Below are 15705 nucleotides of genomic sequence, written 5' to 3' on the forward strand. Positions count from 1 at the left end.
ATGCTGCCCCACCAATCCGCCCGGAACCTACCCGATCGCACCCGCCGGGGCCACCGAGGCAAACCTTACTAGCCGCGTGTGTTGCCTTCACGACACATCGCGGTCGCGCCGCCGATCGTTGCCGACGTCGGTTCACGAGCCCCAGCCCCGTGAAAGCCGAGTCGTTTCGTTAGGTGGACGACTTGTCTGCATTAAATCAGATCGTAATTTTATGATTTTACATACCTGCACCCCCCTCTTTCCGCCCTGAGCGTCCAAACGCGGTCGATTTTCGTGGGCGGCGCCAGCTTCGAGACCTTGGGTGCTTGACGTCAGCCTAGGCTTAAGGTTCGGTCGGACACTTGTCAGAGGGAGAAGCGGTGCCGAGGGCGCTGTGGACACCGCGAACGACCAAGTGTGTCGGAGGGGAATCGCATGAAGGAACCAGCCAAGAAGCCAGCGGCCAAGGCCGCCGCGACTGCAGCGCCGAAAAAGGCGCCCGCGACCAAGACCGCTAAGCCGAAAGTGGCAGGCGCGCCGAGCGCGTTCTCGAAGCCATTGACACCCTCGAAGGAACTCGCCGCCGTGGTCGGATCCGATCCGCTGCCGCGGACCGAAGTCGTCAGCAAGGTCTGGGAGTACATCAAGAAGCACAAGCTTCAGAACGAAGCCAACAAGCGCGAGATCATCGCCGACGACAAGCTCAAGCTGGTCTTCGAAAAAGACAAGGTCACGATGTTCGAGATGAACAAGTATCTCGCCAAGCATCTCAAGAACTAGTCGATCACCGCCGTCCAAAACGCCTGAAGGCGTCTTGGACAGGTGATCTCGTCACATCGATTCTGATCGGTTAGATACACCTGATCGATCGGACTTCGTCCTATTTGCTCAGCAATCGGTAGGCCGCCTTTGTTCAAACGGCAGAGTATAGGCGGAAGCCAGATCATGATCATCGCCCTCGCTCTGCTGGTTGCCTTTGGCGCCGGCGTGCTGTTCGCCAGAAGCATCAAGCCGGCAACGGCGGACGACGAACCGCCGATGGTGGCGCAGGTCGTCAACGTTCCCGCTCTGACCGGTCCGGATCTCGGCGCGCCGCTGCCGGGTCCGACGCTCCGCTATACAAAAATCTTTGCCGCCTCGAAGACCGGAACGGTCCAGGTCCAGACCGGCGACTCGGCGAAACACTTTCATGCCGTCGCCAACGAGATTCAATATGTCGTGGAAGGCACCGGGACGATGTGGCTCGGCGATAAAGAGATCCCCATCAAGCCCGGCGATTTGATCATCATTCCCAAGGGAATGCCGCACGGCGGCACGCATGCGACAAGCGGGACTTTCAAGCTTGTCGCCGTCAAGACGCCGCCGCAGGCCAAAGAGGATTATCACCTCGTTCCCTAGGGTTATTTTTCACAACAGTTGCAGACTTTGTGATCGAGAAAATGCTCTGATTTTTTGAGAAGAGGGCGGTTTCTGATCGCCTTGGTGATTCCACCAAGTGGCAAGCGCTTCGACACAGACGGTGTGATCTAACTCGCGAAGGGTTTAGGCTCGCGTCCACTCAGCGCCATCCGGACTCAGCGCCATGACCCATCCCACCGCGGCCCTTTCTCCCGCGCAGGCCGCGATCGACCGCGAGGCGCGCTACGGCGCCGACAACTACACGCCCTTGCCCGCCGTCATGGCCGAGGGCCACGGCGCGCATCTCATCGATGTCGACGGCAAGCGCTACATCGACATGATGAGCGCCTATTCCGCCAACAATCTCGGCCACCTGCATCCGCGCGTGGTCGGCGCGCTGCAGCAGCAACTCGGTCGCCTCGCGCTCGTGTCCCGCGCCGTCCATGCGGACAATCTCGGTTTCTTCTGCGCCGAACTGGCGGATCTCGCCGGCCTCGACGCCTGCCTGCCGATGAACACCGGCGCCGAGGCGGTCGAGACGGCGATCAAGGCAGCGCGACGCTACGGCTACGATCGGCTCGCGATTCCCGACGATGCCGCCGAGATCATCGTCGCAGCCAACAACTTTCACGGCCGCACGACGAGCATCATTGGGTTCTCGTCGGATCCGAATTCCCGCCGCGGCTTTGGCCCTTTCGCGCCGGGCTTCGTCACCGTTCCGTTCGGAGATGCCGCAGCGGCCGAGGCAGCGATTGGCCCGCGCACCGCAGCGATCATGGTCGAACCGATCCAGGGCGAGGCAGGCGTCGTCGTACCACCTACCGGCTATCTCGCCGCCCTGCGGCGGATCTGCGATGCCCATGGCATCCTATTGATCTTCGACGAGGTGCAATCCGGGTTCGGCCGGACGGGTGAAATGTTCTGCTTCGAGCACGAAGGCGCCCGCCCCGATGGGCTGATCGTCGGCAAGGCCTTGGGCGGCGGCCTGCTGCCGGTTTCCGCCTTCATCGCCCGGCGCAGCGTGATGGACGTCTTCGATCCCGGCAGCCACGGCTCGACCTTCGGCGGCAATCCGCTCGCGATGGCGGTCGCCCGCGAATCGATGCGCGTCCTGGTCGACGAGGATCTCGCCGGCCGCAGCCAGCGCCTTGGCGTGGTGTTGATGGATGCGTTGCGCGCCATCGACCACCCCGCCATCGTCGCCGTTCGCGGCAAAGGCTTCTGGGTCGGCATCGAGATCGACCCTATCTTCACCAAAGCAAAGGCGGTGTGCCTCGCGATGCTGCGGCGCGGCGTCCTGGCAAAGGAGACGCACGACACCGTGCTGCGGCTCGCCCCGCCGCTGATCATTGCCGAAAGCGACCTGCTGCAGGCGGTCATGATCTTCGCCGAAGCGCTGGATGAGGTTGCGCCACGCCGGAGCGTTTAGCTCGACGCCTTACTGCTCCTTGTCCGCCTCGAATAACTCGCGCAACTCGACGGCCGCATCCTTGGATGTCTGGACCAGCTTCGCTTCGTCCGCATAGAATTCGTGCTGATCCAACAGCATCTGCTCGTCGCGCTCACGGAACGTCGCAACGGTCCGCTTCGCCTCTTCCGGCGAGAAGTCGAGGCCCTGCAGCACGAGTTCACTCAGCCGCAGGCTCGAAAAAAAGGTTTCGCGCACGATTTCCGTGGCGCCGGCGTCCATCAGCAGGTGCGTGTGCTGGCGGTTGCGCGAGCGCACGTAGATTTCGGCTTGTCCAAAATGTTTCTTCACGAGTTCGACGATCTTCAGCGTGTCCTCGGCGCCGGGGATCGCCACGACGATCACCCGCGCCTGTTCCGCGCCGACCGCACGCAGCAGATCGAGACGCGTCGCGTCGCCATAAAACGCGGTGTAGCCGAACCGCCGGACGATCTCGACGGCATCCGGCTCTGCGTCGAGCGCGTTGAACGTGATGCCCCGGGCACGCAGGACGCGGCCGACGACCTGCCCGAAGCGGCCGAAGCCGCAGATGATCACGGGAGCAGGTGCCGCATCCGGCGTGGCGTAGGCCGGCCTGACACCCTTTTTCAGGTGCGGCACCAGAAATCGTTCGGACAGGGCGAACAGCACGGGGCTGATGAGCATCGATAGCGCCACGACAAGAGTCGCGCGTTCGATATCGCCGGTCGCCAGCGCACCGACAGCGAGGGCGACGCCAAACAGCACGAAAGCGAACTCGCTACCCTGTGAGATCGCAAAGGCGAAGCGGGTCGCCGAGAGGGCGCTTTGCCCGCGAATGCGGCCGAGCGCGTAGGCGATCGCCGCCTTGATCGTGACGAGACCGACGACGCAGGCCGCGATCAGCGCGGGATCGGCGATCGCCAGAGCGACGTTGGCCGACATGCCGACCGTCATGAAGAACAGGCCAAGCAGCAGGCCTTCGAACGGTTCGATATCCGCCTGGAGCTCATGGCGGTATTCGGATTCCGATAGCACGACGCCGGCGGCGAAGGCACCGAGCGACAGCGGCAGCCCGACGGCGCCAACGATCGCCGCGGCGCTGACGACGAGCAGTAGCGCCGTCGCGGTGAACACCTCACGGTTTTTCGCGCCGCCGATCGCGCGAAACAGCGGCCGCACAAGAAAGCGGCCGCCGACCAGGATCATGCCGATCGCGATCAGCGCCCGCAGCACGCCCGGCCATATCGGGCCGCCCGTCGTATGCCCGACGAGCACCGGGACGATGGCGATAAGCGGGATCGAGGCGAGATCCTGGAACAGTAGGACGGAAAAACTGTCGCGGCCTGCGGCGCCAGCGAGAAGATTGCGTTCGGCGAGCAACGGCAGAACGATCGCCGTTGACGACAAAGCGAGGCCAACGCCGAGGATCGCGGCGCCGGGCAGCGACACGTGCAGCGCCCAGGCTGCGGCCGTCAGCGCCGCGCCGGTGACGACGACCTGCGCCCCACCAAGACCGAACACGGCACGCCGCATCGCCCAGATGCGCGACACCCGCAGTTCCAGGCCGATGAGGAACAGCAGCATGAGCACGCCGAGTTCCGAAATCTCGCTGATCGAATGGACGTCGTCGATCAGCTTGACGCCCGATGGTCCGATCACGACGCCGGCGACGAGGTATCCCAGAATGCTGCCGAACCCAAGTCGCTTGGTAATCGAGACCAGCAGCACCGCGGCCGCGAGAAGCGTGACGACGGTCATTAACATGGGCGAACGGCTCCCTACGGCATCCGATCAGACCAATCGGGTCCTCACGCGTCCGTTATCGCAGCCGTTCTAGCGTTCAGGCGATGTCAGTCCAGCTTAAACGTCACCACGCCGGCTTTAGGGAAGCAGCACGATGGCCCCCGAGGTGGCCCGCGCCTCCGCCGCCATGTGCGCCTCCACAACGGCAGACAGCGGAAAGCGTGCCCCTATTTCCGGCTTCACTGCGCCCGACTGAATGGCGGCGAAAAGCTCCGCGGCATTAGTCCTGAACGTGGTGGGATCGGCATTGTGCGGGAACACCGAAGGACGCGTGAGGAACAGGCAGCCCTTCTTGTTGAGGAGTTCCGGGTCGATCGCAGGCGCCGGGCCCGACGCCGCGCCATACAGCACCACCAGACCGAACGGCGCCGTCAAATCCAGCGAATGGAGGAACGTGCTCTTGCCAACCGAATCATAGACGACGCGCGCTTTCTTGCCGTTCATCGCCGCGAGGACGGCGGCAGGCCAGTCCGGCTTGTTATAGTCGATCGCCGCGTCGCATCCCACCGCCAGGGCGGTCGCGCATTTTTCAGGGGATCCGGCGGTTCCGACGACGAAAGCGCCAAGCGCCTTGGCCCAGCGGCAGAGGATTTGCCCGACGCCGCCGGCCGCGGCATGCACCAGCACCACATCGCCCGGCTGAACCTTGTGAGTCCGCAGTAGCAGATATTGCGCGGTCATGCCCTTGAACAGAACCGCGGCGACACCCTCGTCGCTGATGCCGTCCGGAATCGCCACGAGCTTTTCGGCGGCGACATTGCGGTGGCTGGCGTAGGCGCCGAGCCCGGCGTTCATATAGGCGACGCGATCGCCAAGCGTGAAACCCGTGACCCCAGCACCCAGCCCCTCGACGACACCAGCGGCCTCATGGCCAAGGCCGGTCGGCAGCGGCAGGGGATAGACCCCTTTGCGCTGATAGACGTCGATGAGGTTGAACCCGATTGCCGTCTGTCGCAGCTGCACTTCGCCAGGACCGGGCGCGAGAAGCGTTTCGTCTTGCAGCCTCATCACCGATGGCGCGCCGAGTTCGGCGAGCCGCACGACCTGCGTTTTCATGCTCATGCCCCGTTATACCAAGCTGGCTGCTGCGACTAAGCCTTGCCGGAATAAACGGCAAGGCGAAACGCGGACCAATGGATCAAGGATCCGAGACGTCCGTCAGGGGGCGATCGTCACCCTTGGCGTCTTCGACGCGCCACTTGCCCGAAGCGTCCTGATACTCGATCGCCTCGGCTTCGCCCGGGCTTTTCTGCTCCCGCGCCGCGATCTCAGCCGCGGCATGAGCGTCATCGTGGGTCCGGAACGTCTCGGAGAAAACGTCGCCCACCTTGTAGGCCCAGCCGCCATCGTGCTCGACGACCTTGTACGTCAGATTGACCATGACCGCGCTCCTTGCCTCCCTCGATACATCCGCGGCAACGGAGCGCTCCCCGACGGGTTCCGTCAACCATCACCTTCCCGTGCATCCTCGACCTTTGTCGAATGACGGAGGAACTTCCGGCCAAGCTTGGCATTCCAAAGCTGAACTATTCGGACATCGGGAAGGGACAACGATATGATCAAGTTCAAGATGGGGCTCTGCGCATCGGCGCTCGTGGCCAGCCTGGCAATGGCCGGCGGCGCGGAAGCGCTCCCGGCTTTTGGCGCCGAACCGCTCGCAGCCACGGCTGACAGCCCGGTGACTCAGGTTCAGTTCGGCGGCCGCTGCTTCTATCCCGACGGTTGGCATGGCCCAGGCTTCTATCGCTGCGGCTTCCGCTTCCGTCGCGGCCTCGGCTTCCTCGGCGGCGGTGGTGGCGGGTTCCATGGTGGCGGACGCGGCTTCGGCGGCGGCGGCCACGGCGGTGGCGGACACTTCGGTGGCGGCGGCCACGGTGGTGGTCATGGCGGCGGCGGCGGTCACGGCGGCGGCCATGGTGGTGGTGGCCACGGCGGCGGTCACCGTTAATCCATTCGTGACAGTCCTGATATGATGAGAGCGCCGCCCACCGGGCGGCGCTTTTTTTTGCCTCTGCATTCAGCCGGGAAGCGGCGTTATCGACGCGAGCCGCACAAGCCAATCACGCGCGTCGCGCTCGATCCAGGTTTCTGCGTCGCCACGCGATGCGAACACGATCGCTGGCCCCTCTTCGCCGTCGGACCAGGTGATGTGCACCCGCCATCCCCGCGCCGCCGGCGCGATCCTGAAGGTTGGATCGTCCACGACCTGACGTGGCACTCCGTCTGCTGTCTCGTTGCGCAAGTGTCTCGACGTCCCAGAGTTTCAAGCCACCCACACTAGGCGCTGGACCCGACTTTTTGGGGGTCATGGAGCGACCGCTTTGTGCCGCCGATGACGCCGAGCCTTTTGCGCCGCGCTACAGGCTACATGAAAGCCCTCACGGCCTCGCACGACAGAATCCTGACCTTCGTCCCAAAGCTCGACGGCGCGTGTCCGCTCTGAAGGAAATCGTTGCGGGCTCCATCCAGTGGACGCTGATCATCGGGGCCTATGAGGAGACACCCAGCTATTTTACCCTCGTAGAATCCTCGACGAGTTCTGGATCAAATACGTCTTCGGCAACGACGGCGACGCCGACGGCCGCAGGCTCGATGTCACCTTCGGGGTCGGTTTGGAGCGCTACAAGACGCAAACTCGCCGCGACAGCCTGGGTCGGGTGCCCTGCCGGATCAAGGGCGCCCTCAAGAAGGTAAAGCCCAACCAACGCCGGAACCGGTCCGGGAAACGGTTGACGATGACGTTCAGGCGCGGTTTCGCATGAATCGCGCAAAGGCTCTGAGCGTGGCTTCGGAGACGTGGTGCTCGATCCCTTCGCCATCGGCCTCCGCGGACTCCGTCGGGACGCCGATGGCGATCAGGACGTCGACGACGAGGCGATGCCGCGCCTTTGTCTTCTTCGCAAGTTCGAGCCCCGCATCGGTCAGGAAGACGCCGCGATATGGCCGCGAGGTCGCCAGACCCGCCGCCTTCAGCCGGCCGATGGCTTTGATGGCGGTGGGATGCGTTACGCCCAGGCGCTTGGCGATGTCGGTGGCCCGCGCTTCGCCTGTCGCCGCGGCGAGATCGGCGATCAACTCGACGTAATCCTCCAGCAGCGACGTCGACCGCGCCTTGCGCGCCAAGTCGAACCGATGCGCCTGCGTCGGCTCTTCCGGCATTGCGTCAACGGGGCCTACGGTGCTTGCAGCAGATCGCACGGGGTTCTCTTAATATTTGTCGAGTCTCACATCGGTCGAGCCGCGCCGATCGGCAAGGTGCGGCTTCAGAGTATAGCGCATTGACCCTAATGTAGCCCATGCTACATTCGATGGCAGTTCGGGTTGGAGCACCATTGCGCGTGACCGAGATCGTGATGAAGCCGTCGATGACCGATCGCGCGACCCGCGAGATCGGCGAGGCGTTGGACGGGCGCGGCCCTGGCGGCTGGCGCCGCGGGCTGCTCTTTGCCGGACCGGCTGTCATCGCCTCGATCGCCTACATGGATCCCGGCAATTTCGCGACCAACATCCAGGCCGGATCGAAGTATGGTTACGCCCTGCTTTGGGTCGTGCTGATGGCCAATGCCATCGCCATGCTGTTCCAGTCGCTGTCCGCCAAACTGGGGATCGTCACGGGCCGCAACCTCGCCGAACTGTGTCGCGAGCGTTGGCCGCGCCCCGTCGTCATCGTGATGTGGGGGATCAGCGAGGTCGCCGCGATGGCGACAGACCTCGCGGAGTTTCTCGGCGGCGCGATCGGGCTCGCCCTGCTGTTTCATCTGCCGCTGCTTGTCGGCATGGCGATCACCGGCGCCATCACCTTCGCGATCCTTTCCGTGGAGACGAAGGGCTTTCGCCCGATCGAACTCATCATCGGCAGCCTCGTCGCCATCATCGCGCTCTGCTACCTCATCGAAATGGTCGTCGCGCCGGTGGATTGGGCCGCGGCTGGCCTTGGCACCGTGCTTCCCCGGCTCCCCGATGCCGCGGCGCTGACGATCGCCGTCGGCATCATCGGTGCCACCGTCATGCCGCACGCGCTCTATCTGCATTCCGGCCTGACCCAGCATCGTGCGCCCGGGCGCGACCTCGGCCAGCGCCGCGCGCTTCTGCGTTTCTCCAACCGCGAAGTGGTGATCGCGCTGGTGGTCGCGGGCCTCGTCAACATGGCAATGGTGATCATGGCGGCAAGCGCTTTCCACGCCGGGCACAGCGGCGTCGCCGAGATCGAGACCGCGTATCACACCTTGACGCCCCTCCTCGGCGCGGGTGCGGCCGGCTTTTTCCTTCTCTCGCTGATCGCCTCCGGCATTTCCAGCTCCGTTGTCGGCACCATGGCCGGCCAGTTGATCATGCAGGGCTTCGTCGGATTCAAAATTCCGATCTGGCTGCGGCGTCTCGTCACGATGGCGCCGGCCTTCCTGATCGTCGCGCTCGGCGTCAACGCCACGGACGCGCTGGTCTACAGCCAGGTGGTTTTGAGCCTCGCACTACCGTTCCCGATGATCGCTCTCGTCCTGTTTACAGGGCGCAAGGACCTCATGGGTCCGTTCGCAAACGGACGGCTGGTCCAGATCGGCGCCGTCGTGGGCGCGATCGCGATCCTCCTGCTCAACACCATTCTGTTGCTGCAGGCGTTCGGTCTCGGCGTGCCCGGCTTGGCCGCGACAAGCTGAGTCACCAAGCATCGGCCGCAATTCGCGCTAGAATGCGCGGCGTACCAGAGGCAGCAGCGCACAGCATGATCGCAGACGACGTCGGCGCTGTATCCGTCATGATTGCGCAGGCGCAAGTGCGGCGGGCGCAGCACGTCATCGCCATGGCCGATACCGTCACGCAAGCGTGCTTTGCGACGCTTATGCTCTGGCACGCGTATTTCCAAAACCGTGAACCCGCAAAGCAGGAAGGATCGCCATTCGTGAGCGAACACACGCCGGAAGAGACAGTATCGATCGATGTCGCGTTTGGGTCGATCCGGTTTACCAAGGAAGCGGCTGGCACCTTCGCCTCCGTTTCGGTCGATGTAACGATCCTGGATCTGTCATCCGGGCTTGAGACGGAGAACAAGATTCAGATGGCGGTCAAGTTTTCAGCCGCACCTGAAGCCGAAACGGTGGTGGCCATCATCGACAAGGCACGGGGCCACATCATCGAACGGCTCCGTTCGGCAGCCAGTGTCGTCGAAGGAAAATCTGCCGAAGCTCTGCTCTTCGGCGGCGAGCTTTAACGCGAACCAGCCTTCCGCATGCGCGTTCGGCGATTATGCAACGCGGGAGGATGGTCATGCCGCAGGGCGACAAATCCAAATACACGGACAAGCAGAAAGACAAGGCAGAGCACATCGCGGAGAGCTACGAAAGCCGCGGCGTGCCGGCACCCGAGGCAGAACGTCGGGCCTGGGCCACAGTCAACAAGGATGATGGTGGCGGCAAAAAGCCCGGCGGGTCCGGACGCGGCAAGACGACCGGCCATCCCGCGGCCCACGCCGGCGGTGAGAAAGGCGGCGGTGCCTCCGCCTCGCCTCCGGCCGCAGCCCGATCCGCGTCAGCCAAGAAAGCCGCCGCGACGCAAAAGCGCAACGCCGGATAGCATCGACACTTTTGCCTCCTGCCGGTTGCGGGGTCGGGCGCATGCTTGCACTCGCCCCGCCGCGGCTCTAACCAAGGGCGCTGGAGACGCGATGACCGACGCCAGACCCGATGCCCCGCCGCTCCGGACGACGCCCCAGGCATCGCCGTGGACGCGCTCGCGCCTTTTCGCGCTGCTCGGGATCGCGGCTGCTTCCGCGCTGCTGACCGCACCAGCGGATGCCGCGACGAGCCCGTGGGTCAGCGGCGATTTCGTCCAGGCCCGCCTGATCGCCGCCGTCGCCGGGACCGGCGACCTGAAAACCCTGCCGCTCGGGATCGAGGTCAAGCTCGACGAGACATGGAAGACCTACTGGCGCTCGCCGGGGGACGCCGGCCTGCCCCCGGCGCTCGCCTGGGACGGCTCCGCCAACCTCGCGACAGCCACCCTGCTCTATCCCAAGCCGCAGCGCATGACCCTGCTCGGTATTCAGACGTTCGGCTACAAGCACGACGTCATCTTCCCAGTCGACGCCACCGTCGCGACGCCGGGACAGCCTCTCGAGCTCAAGCTGAAGCTCGACATCCTGGTCTGCGCCGAACTCTGCGTCCCCCGGACCTTTGCGCTCACGCTCGGCGTCCCGGCCGGCCCGGCATCGGCGGATCCCGAGGCGCAGTTGATCGCCAAGGCGCGCGCGGCGGTCCCGGGCGGAGCCGAAGTCGCGGGCCTGTCGATCGCCAGCGTCGCGGAAGTCTCCGACAAGGGCGCCTTGGCGCTCGAGATCAAGGCCAACGCGCAGGACCCGTTCGTCCGGCCCGACATCATCGCCGAGGTCGACCCCTCCCTCGGCCTCGGCCTACCGCGGCTCTCGCTGTCGGATGATCGCCATGCCGCGACCTTTGTCATTCCGATGACCGAGCACCTGCCGATTGGCGCCAAGCTCACCGGTCGTCCTGTCACCCTCACGCTCACCGATGGCGAGCGCGCGCTGGAGCAGCACAGCCAAATCACACAAGGCACCTCGGTCGCCGAGGAAGTGCCCGGCCCATCGCTCCTCGCCATGCTCGGCATCGCCCTGCTCGGCGGCCTGATCCTCAACCTGATGCCCTGCGTGCTGCCGGTGCTGAGCATCAAATTCATCGGCGTCGTCAGCCAGGGCGGCCGGGCGCCGGCCGCGGTTCGCGCCGGTTTCCTGGCGACGGCGGCCGGCATCATCGTCTCGTTTCTTGCAATCGCCGGCGTGCTGATCGGCTTAAAGGCAGCGGGCCAAACGATCGGCTGGGGCATTCAGTTCCAGGAACCCGCCTTCATCGCCGGCATGGCGGTTCTGGTGACGCTGTTCGCCTGCCATCTCTGGGGGCTGTTCGAAGTGCCGCTGCCACGCGTCGTTGCCGCCGTGGCGAGCCGCCGCCTCGGCCCCGACGACAAGCTGATCGGCCATTTCGCCACCGGGGCCTTCGCCACGCTGCTGGCGACCCCCTGCTCGGCCCCGTTCCTCGGGACGGCCGTCGGCTTCGCGCTCGCCGGCGAGCCCATTACGATGCTCGCCATTTTTCTGGCGCTCGGCATCGGCCTGGCCCTGCCCTATCTGCTCGTCGCGGCGCTGCCGCGCCTCGCAACCCGCCTGCCGAAGCCTGGCCGCTGGATGCTGATCGTCAAGAAGCTTATGGCCGCGCCGCTCGTCGCCACAGCTGTCTGGCTTCTGGCCGTCCTGGCAAGCCAGGTCAGTGTCACCCTCGCGGCTGGCGTGGCTGGGCTTCTCGTTGCCATCGCGGCTCTGCTGGTCTGGCGGAACAGGACGCCCGTCACGCGCCGACGCTTCGCCGCGCCAGTGGTTGCCGCTCTCGCGCTGACGGCGATCCTGGTGCCGGATCTCGTCGCCACCCAAAACCATGCCAGGCACGACGACCAGGCAATCGCTTGGCAAAAATTCGACCGCAACGCGATCAAGAGCCTGGTCTCTCAAGGCAAGACGGTGTTCGTCGACGTGACGGCGGACTGGTGCCTGACCTGCCAGGCCAACAAGAGACTGGTTTTGTCCAACACCGGCATGGCCGCCCGGCTCAACAAAGCCGCCGTCCCGATGCAGGCCGACTGGACGCGCCCCAATGCCGCCATCGCCGCCTACCTCGCCGCCTACGGCCGCTACGGCATTCCCTTCAATATCGTCTACGGCCCCGGAGCGCCCGCCGGCGTCGTGCTGCCGGAACTGCTGTCATCGGACGACGTCACCGCCGCGCTCGATCGTGCCGCCGGCGATACCACGCCGCGCCGGGCGGATGTCGACACGCAGCACCCGACGCAGGTGAACTAGCGATGCCGCCACGCGCGCTAAACCAGTTCCTCGCCCTGCAGCACGCCGACTCGTCGTTTCCCTCGGGCGGTTTCGCCTTCTCCAACGGAATCGAAGGGCTCGCCGCGCTTGGTGCGCTGAGCGAGGGCGCGCTCGCCCGCATCATCCTCGGCGCTCTGCGTCATCGCTGGGCCGGCGCCGATCGCATCGCCCTGATGGCCGCCTTTCGTGCGGGCGGCGACATTGCGGTTTTGGCACGCATCGACGCTGCGATCGAGGCCGCCACGCTTGCGGAATCGCTGCGCCTCGGCTCACGCCGGCACGGCCAATCCTTCCTCGCCGCCCATGTGCGCCTGGCGACGCCCGGCGCGGACGCACTGCGCGACGCCGTCCGCTCAGGCACTATGCTCGGCCATGTCACGGCTCTGCAGGGGGCATTGTGGCGGGCGCTCGGCATGAGCGAGGCCGATGCCGTCGTCATCTCTGGCTATCAGGCGGTGGCGAGCCTCACCACGGCCGCCGTGCGCCTCGGCCAGATCGGTGCGATCGAAGCTCAGCGCGTCATGGCTCAGGTCTTGCCACACCTGGCCGATCTGACCGATGACAACCCCGACGCCGCGATCGCGGCAGTCACCAATGCCGACCCCGTGCTCATCAGCTTCATTCCCTTCATCGAGATCGCCGCGGCGCGGCATGCCCATGCCGATCTCCACCTCTTCAGCAATTAAGGGAGCGCGCCTCGCATGCTGCTCACGCCAACCGAGCTCGAACGCCTGACGATCTTCACCGCCGCCGAACTGGCGCGCCGGCGTCGTGCCAAAGGATTGAAGCTCAACTATCCCGAGGCTGTCGCGATCATCAGCGACGAGATTCTGGAAGGCGCACGCGAAGGCCGCAGCGTGGCGGACCTCATCGGCTGGGGCTCGACCATTCTGCACACCGGCGACGTCATGCCGGGCGTCGCGGCGATGCTGCCGGTGCTCCAAGTCGAAGGCATGTTTCCGGACGGCACCAAGCTCGTCACCGTGCACGAGCCGATCCGCCCGGTGGAGGGTGCGCCGGCGGACGATCTGCACCCTGGCGCGATTACGGCCACAGCCGGCGAGATCGAGCTGAACGCCGGACGTCCGCGCGTCACGATGGACGTGGTCAACACCGGCGATCGCCCGGTGCAGATCGGCTCGCATTACCATTTCTTCGAGGTCAATCGCGCGCTCGACTTCGATCGCGCCAAGGCGCTGGGGTTGCGCCTCGACATTCCCGCCGGCACCGCCGTCCGCTTCGAGCCGGGGCAGCGCAAGACCGTGACGCTGACCACGTTCGGCGGCGAACAGAACCTGTCCGGCCTCAACGATCTCACCCGTGGTTTGGAGCTGAACGACTCGACGCGGACGACGATCCTCGCGCGCGCCCGCGCCGCCGGCTTCAAAGGGGTTTAGGAGAGCATCATGGTCATGATCCCCCGCGCCGATTACGCCGCGCTTTACGGCCCCACCGTCGGCGACAGCGTACGCCTCGGCGACACGTCTCTCGTCGCAGTCGTCGAGAAGGATTATGCTGTCTACGGCGACGAGTGCCTGCATGGCGGCGGCAAGACGCTGCGTGACGGTATGGGTCTCGCCGCAGGCGTCACCAATGCCGAAGGCGCGCTCGACTTCCTTCTGTGCAACGTCCTCGTCATCGATGCCGTCCTCGGCATCGTCAAAGGCGATCTCGGCATTCGCGCCGGCAAGATCGTCGGCATCGGCAAAGCGGGCAATCCTGCCGTGATGGATGGAGTCGATCCGCGCCTCATCGTCGGCGCCGGCACCACGGTGCGCGACTGCGAAGGCATGATCGCCACCGCCGGCGCGATCGACGTCCATGTGCATTTCGACTCCGCGCAGCTCGTCGAACACGCCATCGCGTCGGGTATCACCACCATGCTCGGCGGCTCGCTGGGACCGATCACCGTCGGCATCGATTCCGGCGGCCCGTTCAATACCGGCAAGATGCTGCAGGCCTCCGAGGCCTGGCCGATGAACTTCGGCTTCCTGGGCCGCGGCAATTCCCACAAGACCCTGCCGCTGATCGAACAGCTGCGCACCGGCGTCTGTGGCCTCAAGATCCACGAAGACTGGGGCGCGATGCCCGCGACGATCGACGCCTGCATCGGCATCGCCGACGATTACGACTTTCAGGTGCAGTTGCACACCGACACGCTGAACGAATCCGGGTTCGTCGAAGACACGCTGCGCGCGATCGGCGGCCGTGTCGTCCACATGTATCATACCGAGGGCGCCGGCGGCGGCCATGCGCCGGACATCATCCGCGTCGCCGGCCTGTCGAACTGCCTGCCGTCTTCGACCAACCCGACCAATCCCTACACCGTCAACACTTTCGACGAACATCTCGATATGACGATGGTTTGTCATCACCTCAATCCGGCGATCCCCGAAGACGTCGCCTTCGCCGAGAGTCGCATCCGCGCGCAGACCATCGCCGCCGAGGACGTGCTGCACGATATCGGCGCGATCTCGATGCTCGGTTCTGACAGCCAGGGCATGGGCCGCATCCACGAGGTGATCTGCCGAACCTGGCAGCTTGCGTCGAAAATGAAGGACCAGCGCGGCACGCTGCCCGAGGACAAGCCCGGCTTCGGCGACAACGCCCGCATCCGCCGCTACATCGCCAAGTACACGATCAACGCCGCGCGCACCTTCGGCATCGCCGATCACGTCGGCTCGCTTGAAGACGGCAAGATGGCTGATATCGTGATCTGGCGGCCAGCTTTCTTCGGCATCAAGCCGGAACTGATCATCAAGGGCGGCTTCATCGCCTGGGGCGCGATGGGCGATTCAGCGGCGTCGCTGATGACCTGCGAACCGATGATGCTGCGCCCGCAATGGGGCGCCTTCGGCCTCGCCAAGCAGGGGCTGTCCGCTTGCTTCGTCCACCCGCTTGCCATCAAGGCCGGCCTCGGCGACCGGCTCGGCATGCGCAAGGCGCTGCTGCCGGTGCATGGAACGCGCAAACTCAGCAAGGCCAACATGCTATGGAACGACGCCTGCCCAAACATTCGCGTCGACCCGCAAACCTTCGACGTGTTCGTCGACGGCGAACTCGCAACCTGCGAGCCGGCCTCCGTGCTGCCGCTCGCGCAGCGCTACATGCTGCGGTGACGCCATGACTCAGGGCGATGTACAAGCACGGATCAAACCGGCGACGGCGGCGCGCATCGGTATCGGCGGCCCGGTCGGCTGCGGCAAGACGGCGC

At 65.2% G+C, this 15705-nt stretch carries 16 protein-coding genes; 11 read left to right on the forward strand and 5 right to left on the reverse strand.

Annotated elements, in window-relative coordinates:
• The first annotated feature begins 414 nt into the window (after positions 1 to 414).
• From GSQ79_RS20280 to rocD, 3 genes are all read left to right on the forward strand, one after another.
• Entirely contained in the window at positions 415 to 759 is a 345-nt protein-coding gene (locus GSQ79_RS20280) for an SWIB/MDM2 domain-containing protein (protein ID WP_158810479.1), read from the forward strand.
• Positions 760 to 924: 165 nt separating this feature from the next.
• Positions 925 to 1377: a cupin domain-containing protein gene (locus GSQ79_RS20285; RefSeq protein WP_158810480.1), complete on the forward strand. Its 453-nt coding sequence runs from the start codon at positions 925 to 927 to the stop codon at positions 1375 to 1377.
• 184 nt (positions 1378 to 1561) lie between these two features.
• Positions 1562 to 2806 (forward strand): ornithine--oxo-acid transaminase, encoded by a 1245-nt coding sequence (rocD, locus tag GSQ79_RS20290; RefSeq protein ID WP_158810481.1) that lies wholly within the window; start codon positions 1562 to 1564, stop codon positions 2804 to 2806.
• Positions 2807 to 2815: 9 nt separating this feature from the next.
• Here the strand turns inward: rocD and GSQ79_RS20295 are convergent, their stop codons facing one another.
• From GSQ79_RS20295 to GSQ79_RS20305, 3 genes are all read right to left on the reverse strand, one after another.
• Positions 2816 to 4570 (reverse strand): monovalent cation:proton antiporter-2 (CPA2) family protein, encoded by a 1755-nt coding sequence (locus GSQ79_RS20295; RefSeq protein ID WP_158810483.1) that lies wholly within the window; start codon positions 4568 to 4570, stop codon positions 2816 to 2818.
• A 117-nt stretch (positions 4571 to 4687) separates the two neighbouring features.
• The gene (locus GSQ79_RS20300; protein ID WP_158810484.1) at positions 4688 to 5665 is read right to left on the reverse strand and encodes a quinone oxidoreductase; all 978 of its coding nucleotides are present in this window, start codon (positions 5663 to 5665) and stop codon (positions 4688 to 4690) included.
• An 82-nt stretch (positions 5666 to 5747) separates the two neighbouring features.
• Positions 5748 to 5990: a DUF2188 domain-containing protein gene (locus tag GSQ79_RS20305; RefSeq protein WP_158810486.1), complete on the reverse strand. Its 243-nt coding sequence runs from the start codon at positions 5988 to 5990 to the stop codon at positions 5748 to 5750.
• 174 nt (positions 5991 to 6164) lie between these two features.
• Between GSQ79_RS20305 and GSQ79_RS20310 the strand changes: the two genes are divergently transcribed.
• Positions 6165 to 6557, forward strand: a complete 393-nt coding sequence (locus GSQ79_RS20310; protein ID WP_158810488.1) for a hypothetical protein — start codon at positions 6165 to 6167, stop codon at positions 6555 to 6557.
• A gap of 69 nt (positions 6558 to 6626) precedes the next feature.
• Here the strand turns inward: GSQ79_RS20310 and GSQ79_RS20315 are convergent, their stop codons facing one another.
• Both GSQ79_RS20315 and mntR read right to left on the reverse strand, forming a co-directional pair.
• Entirely contained in the window at positions 6627 to 6812 is a 186-nt protein-coding gene (locus GSQ79_RS20315) for a hypothetical protein (protein WP_158810490.1), read from the reverse strand.
• Positions 6813 to 7351: 539 nt separating this feature from the next.
• Positions 7352 to 7807 (reverse strand): manganese-binding transcriptional regulator MntR, encoded by a 456-nt coding sequence (gene mntR / locus GSQ79_RS20320; protein ID WP_256379043.1) that lies wholly within the window; start codon positions 7805 to 7807, stop codon positions 7352 to 7354.
• 140 nt (positions 7808 to 7947) lie between these two features.
• Between mntR and GSQ79_RS20325 the strand changes: the two genes are divergently transcribed.
• From GSQ79_RS20325 to ureC, 7 genes are all read left to right on the forward strand, one after another.
• The gene (locus GSQ79_RS20325; RefSeq protein WP_246725465.1) at positions 7948 to 9264 is read left to right on the forward strand and encodes an Nramp family divalent metal transporter; all 1317 of its coding nucleotides are present in this window, start codon (positions 7948 to 7950) and stop codon (positions 9262 to 9264) included.
• 65 nt (positions 9265 to 9329) lie between these two features.
• Positions 9330 to 9815, forward strand: coding sequence for a hypothetical protein (locus GSQ79_RS20330; protein ID WP_158810492.1), 486 nt, complete (start codon positions 9330 to 9332; stop codon positions 9813 to 9815).
• A gap of 56 nt (positions 9816 to 9871) precedes the next feature.
• Positions 9872 to 10177 carry a plasmid stabilization protein gene (locus GSQ79_RS20335; protein WP_158810493.1) on the forward strand — a complete coding sequence of 102 codons (306 nt, stop codon included), beginning with the start codon at positions 9872 to 9874 and terminating at the stop codon, positions 10175 to 10177.
• A gap of 91 nt (positions 10178 to 10268) precedes the next feature.
• Positions 10269 to 12470 (forward strand): protein-disulfide reductase DsbD, encoded by a 2202-nt coding sequence (locus GSQ79_RS20340; RefSeq protein WP_158810495.1) that lies wholly within the window; start codon positions 10269 to 10271, stop codon positions 12468 to 12470.
• Positions 12471 to 12472: 2 nt separating this feature from the next.
• On the forward strand, positions 12473 to 13177 hold the full coding sequence (locus tag GSQ79_RS20345) for an urease accessory protein UreF (RefSeq protein WP_158810497.1): 705 nt from the start codon (positions 12473 to 12475) through the stop codon (positions 13175 to 13177).
• Between the two features lie 15 nt (positions 13178 to 13192).
• Positions 13193 to 13888 carry an urease subunit gamma gene (locus GSQ79_RS20350; RefSeq protein ID WP_158810498.1) on the forward strand — a complete coding sequence of 232 codons (696 nt, stop codon included), beginning with the start codon at positions 13193 to 13195 and terminating at the stop codon, positions 13886 to 13888.
• 9 nt (positions 13889 to 13897) lie between these two features.
• Positions 13898 to 15610 carry an urease subunit alpha gene (gene ureC, locus GSQ79_RS20355; protein WP_158810500.1) on the forward strand — a complete coding sequence of 571 codons (1713 nt, stop codon included), beginning with the start codon at positions 13898 to 13900 and terminating at the stop codon, positions 15608 to 15610.
• Positions 15611 to 15705 lie beyond the last annotated feature (95 nt).

Origin of the sequence: Beijerinckia sp. L45 (assembly GCF_009765775.1) — a bacterium.
Taxonomy (GTDB): Bacteria; Pseudomonadota; Alphaproteobacteria; order Rhizobiales; family Beijerinckiaceae; genus RH-AL1.

What these genes read in the sequence shown, in the direction of transcription:
- GSQ79_RS20330 (WP_158810492.1), top strand. Translation starts at nt 9,330, where the DNA reads ATGATCGCAGACGACGTCGGCGCTGTATCCGTCATGATTGCGCAGGCG.
- GSQ79_RS20340 (WP_158810495.1), top strand. Translation starts at nt 10,269, where the DNA reads ATGACCGACGCCAGACCCGATGCCCCGCCGCTCCGGACGACGCCCCAG.
- GSQ79_RS20280 (WP_158810479.1), top strand. Translation starts at nt 415, where the DNA reads ATGAAGGAACCAGCCAAGAAGCCAGCGGCCAAGGCCGCCGCGACTGCA.
- GSQ79_RS20300 (WP_158810484.1), bottom strand. Translation starts at nt 5,665, where the DNA reads ATGAAAACGCAGGTCGTGCGGCTCGCCGAACTCGGCGCGCCATCGGTG.
- GSQ79_RS20295 (WP_158810483.1), bottom strand. Translation starts at nt 4,570, where the DNA reads ATGTTAATGACCGTCGTCACGCTTCTCGCGGCCGCGGTGCTGCTGGTC.
- GSQ79_RS20350 (WP_158810498.1), top strand. Translation starts at nt 13,193, where the DNA reads ATGCTGCTCACGCCAACCGAGCTCGAACGCCTGACGATCTTCACCGCC.
- GSQ79_RS20345 (WP_158810497.1), top strand. Translation starts at nt 12,473, where the DNA reads ATGCCGCCACGCGCGCTAAACCAGTTCCTCGCCCTGCAGCACGCCGAC.
- GSQ79_RS20285 (WP_158810480.1), top strand. Translation starts at nt 925, where the DNA reads ATGATCATCGCCCTCGCTCTGCTGGTTGCCTTTGGCGCCGGCGTGCTG.
- GSQ79_RS20310 (WP_158810488.1), top strand. Translation starts at nt 6,165, where the DNA reads ATGATCAAGTTCAAGATGGGGCTCTGCGCATCGGCGCTCGTGGCCAGC.
- rocD (WP_158810481.1), top strand. Translation starts at nt 1,562, where the DNA reads ATGACCCATCCCACCGCGGCCCTTTCTCCCGCGCAGGCCGCGATCGAC.
- ureC (WP_158810500.1), top strand. Translation starts at nt 13,898, where the DNA reads ATGGTCATGATCCCCCGCGCCGATTACGCCGCGCTTTACGGCCCCACC.
- GSQ79_RS20305 (WP_158810486.1), bottom strand. Translation starts at nt 5,990, where the DNA reads ATGGTCAATCTGACGTACAAGGTCGTCGAGCACGATGGCGGCTGGGCC.
- GSQ79_RS20335 (WP_158810493.1), top strand. Translation starts at nt 9,872, where the DNA reads ATGCCGCAGGGCGACAAATCCAAATACACGGACAAGCAGAAAGACAAG.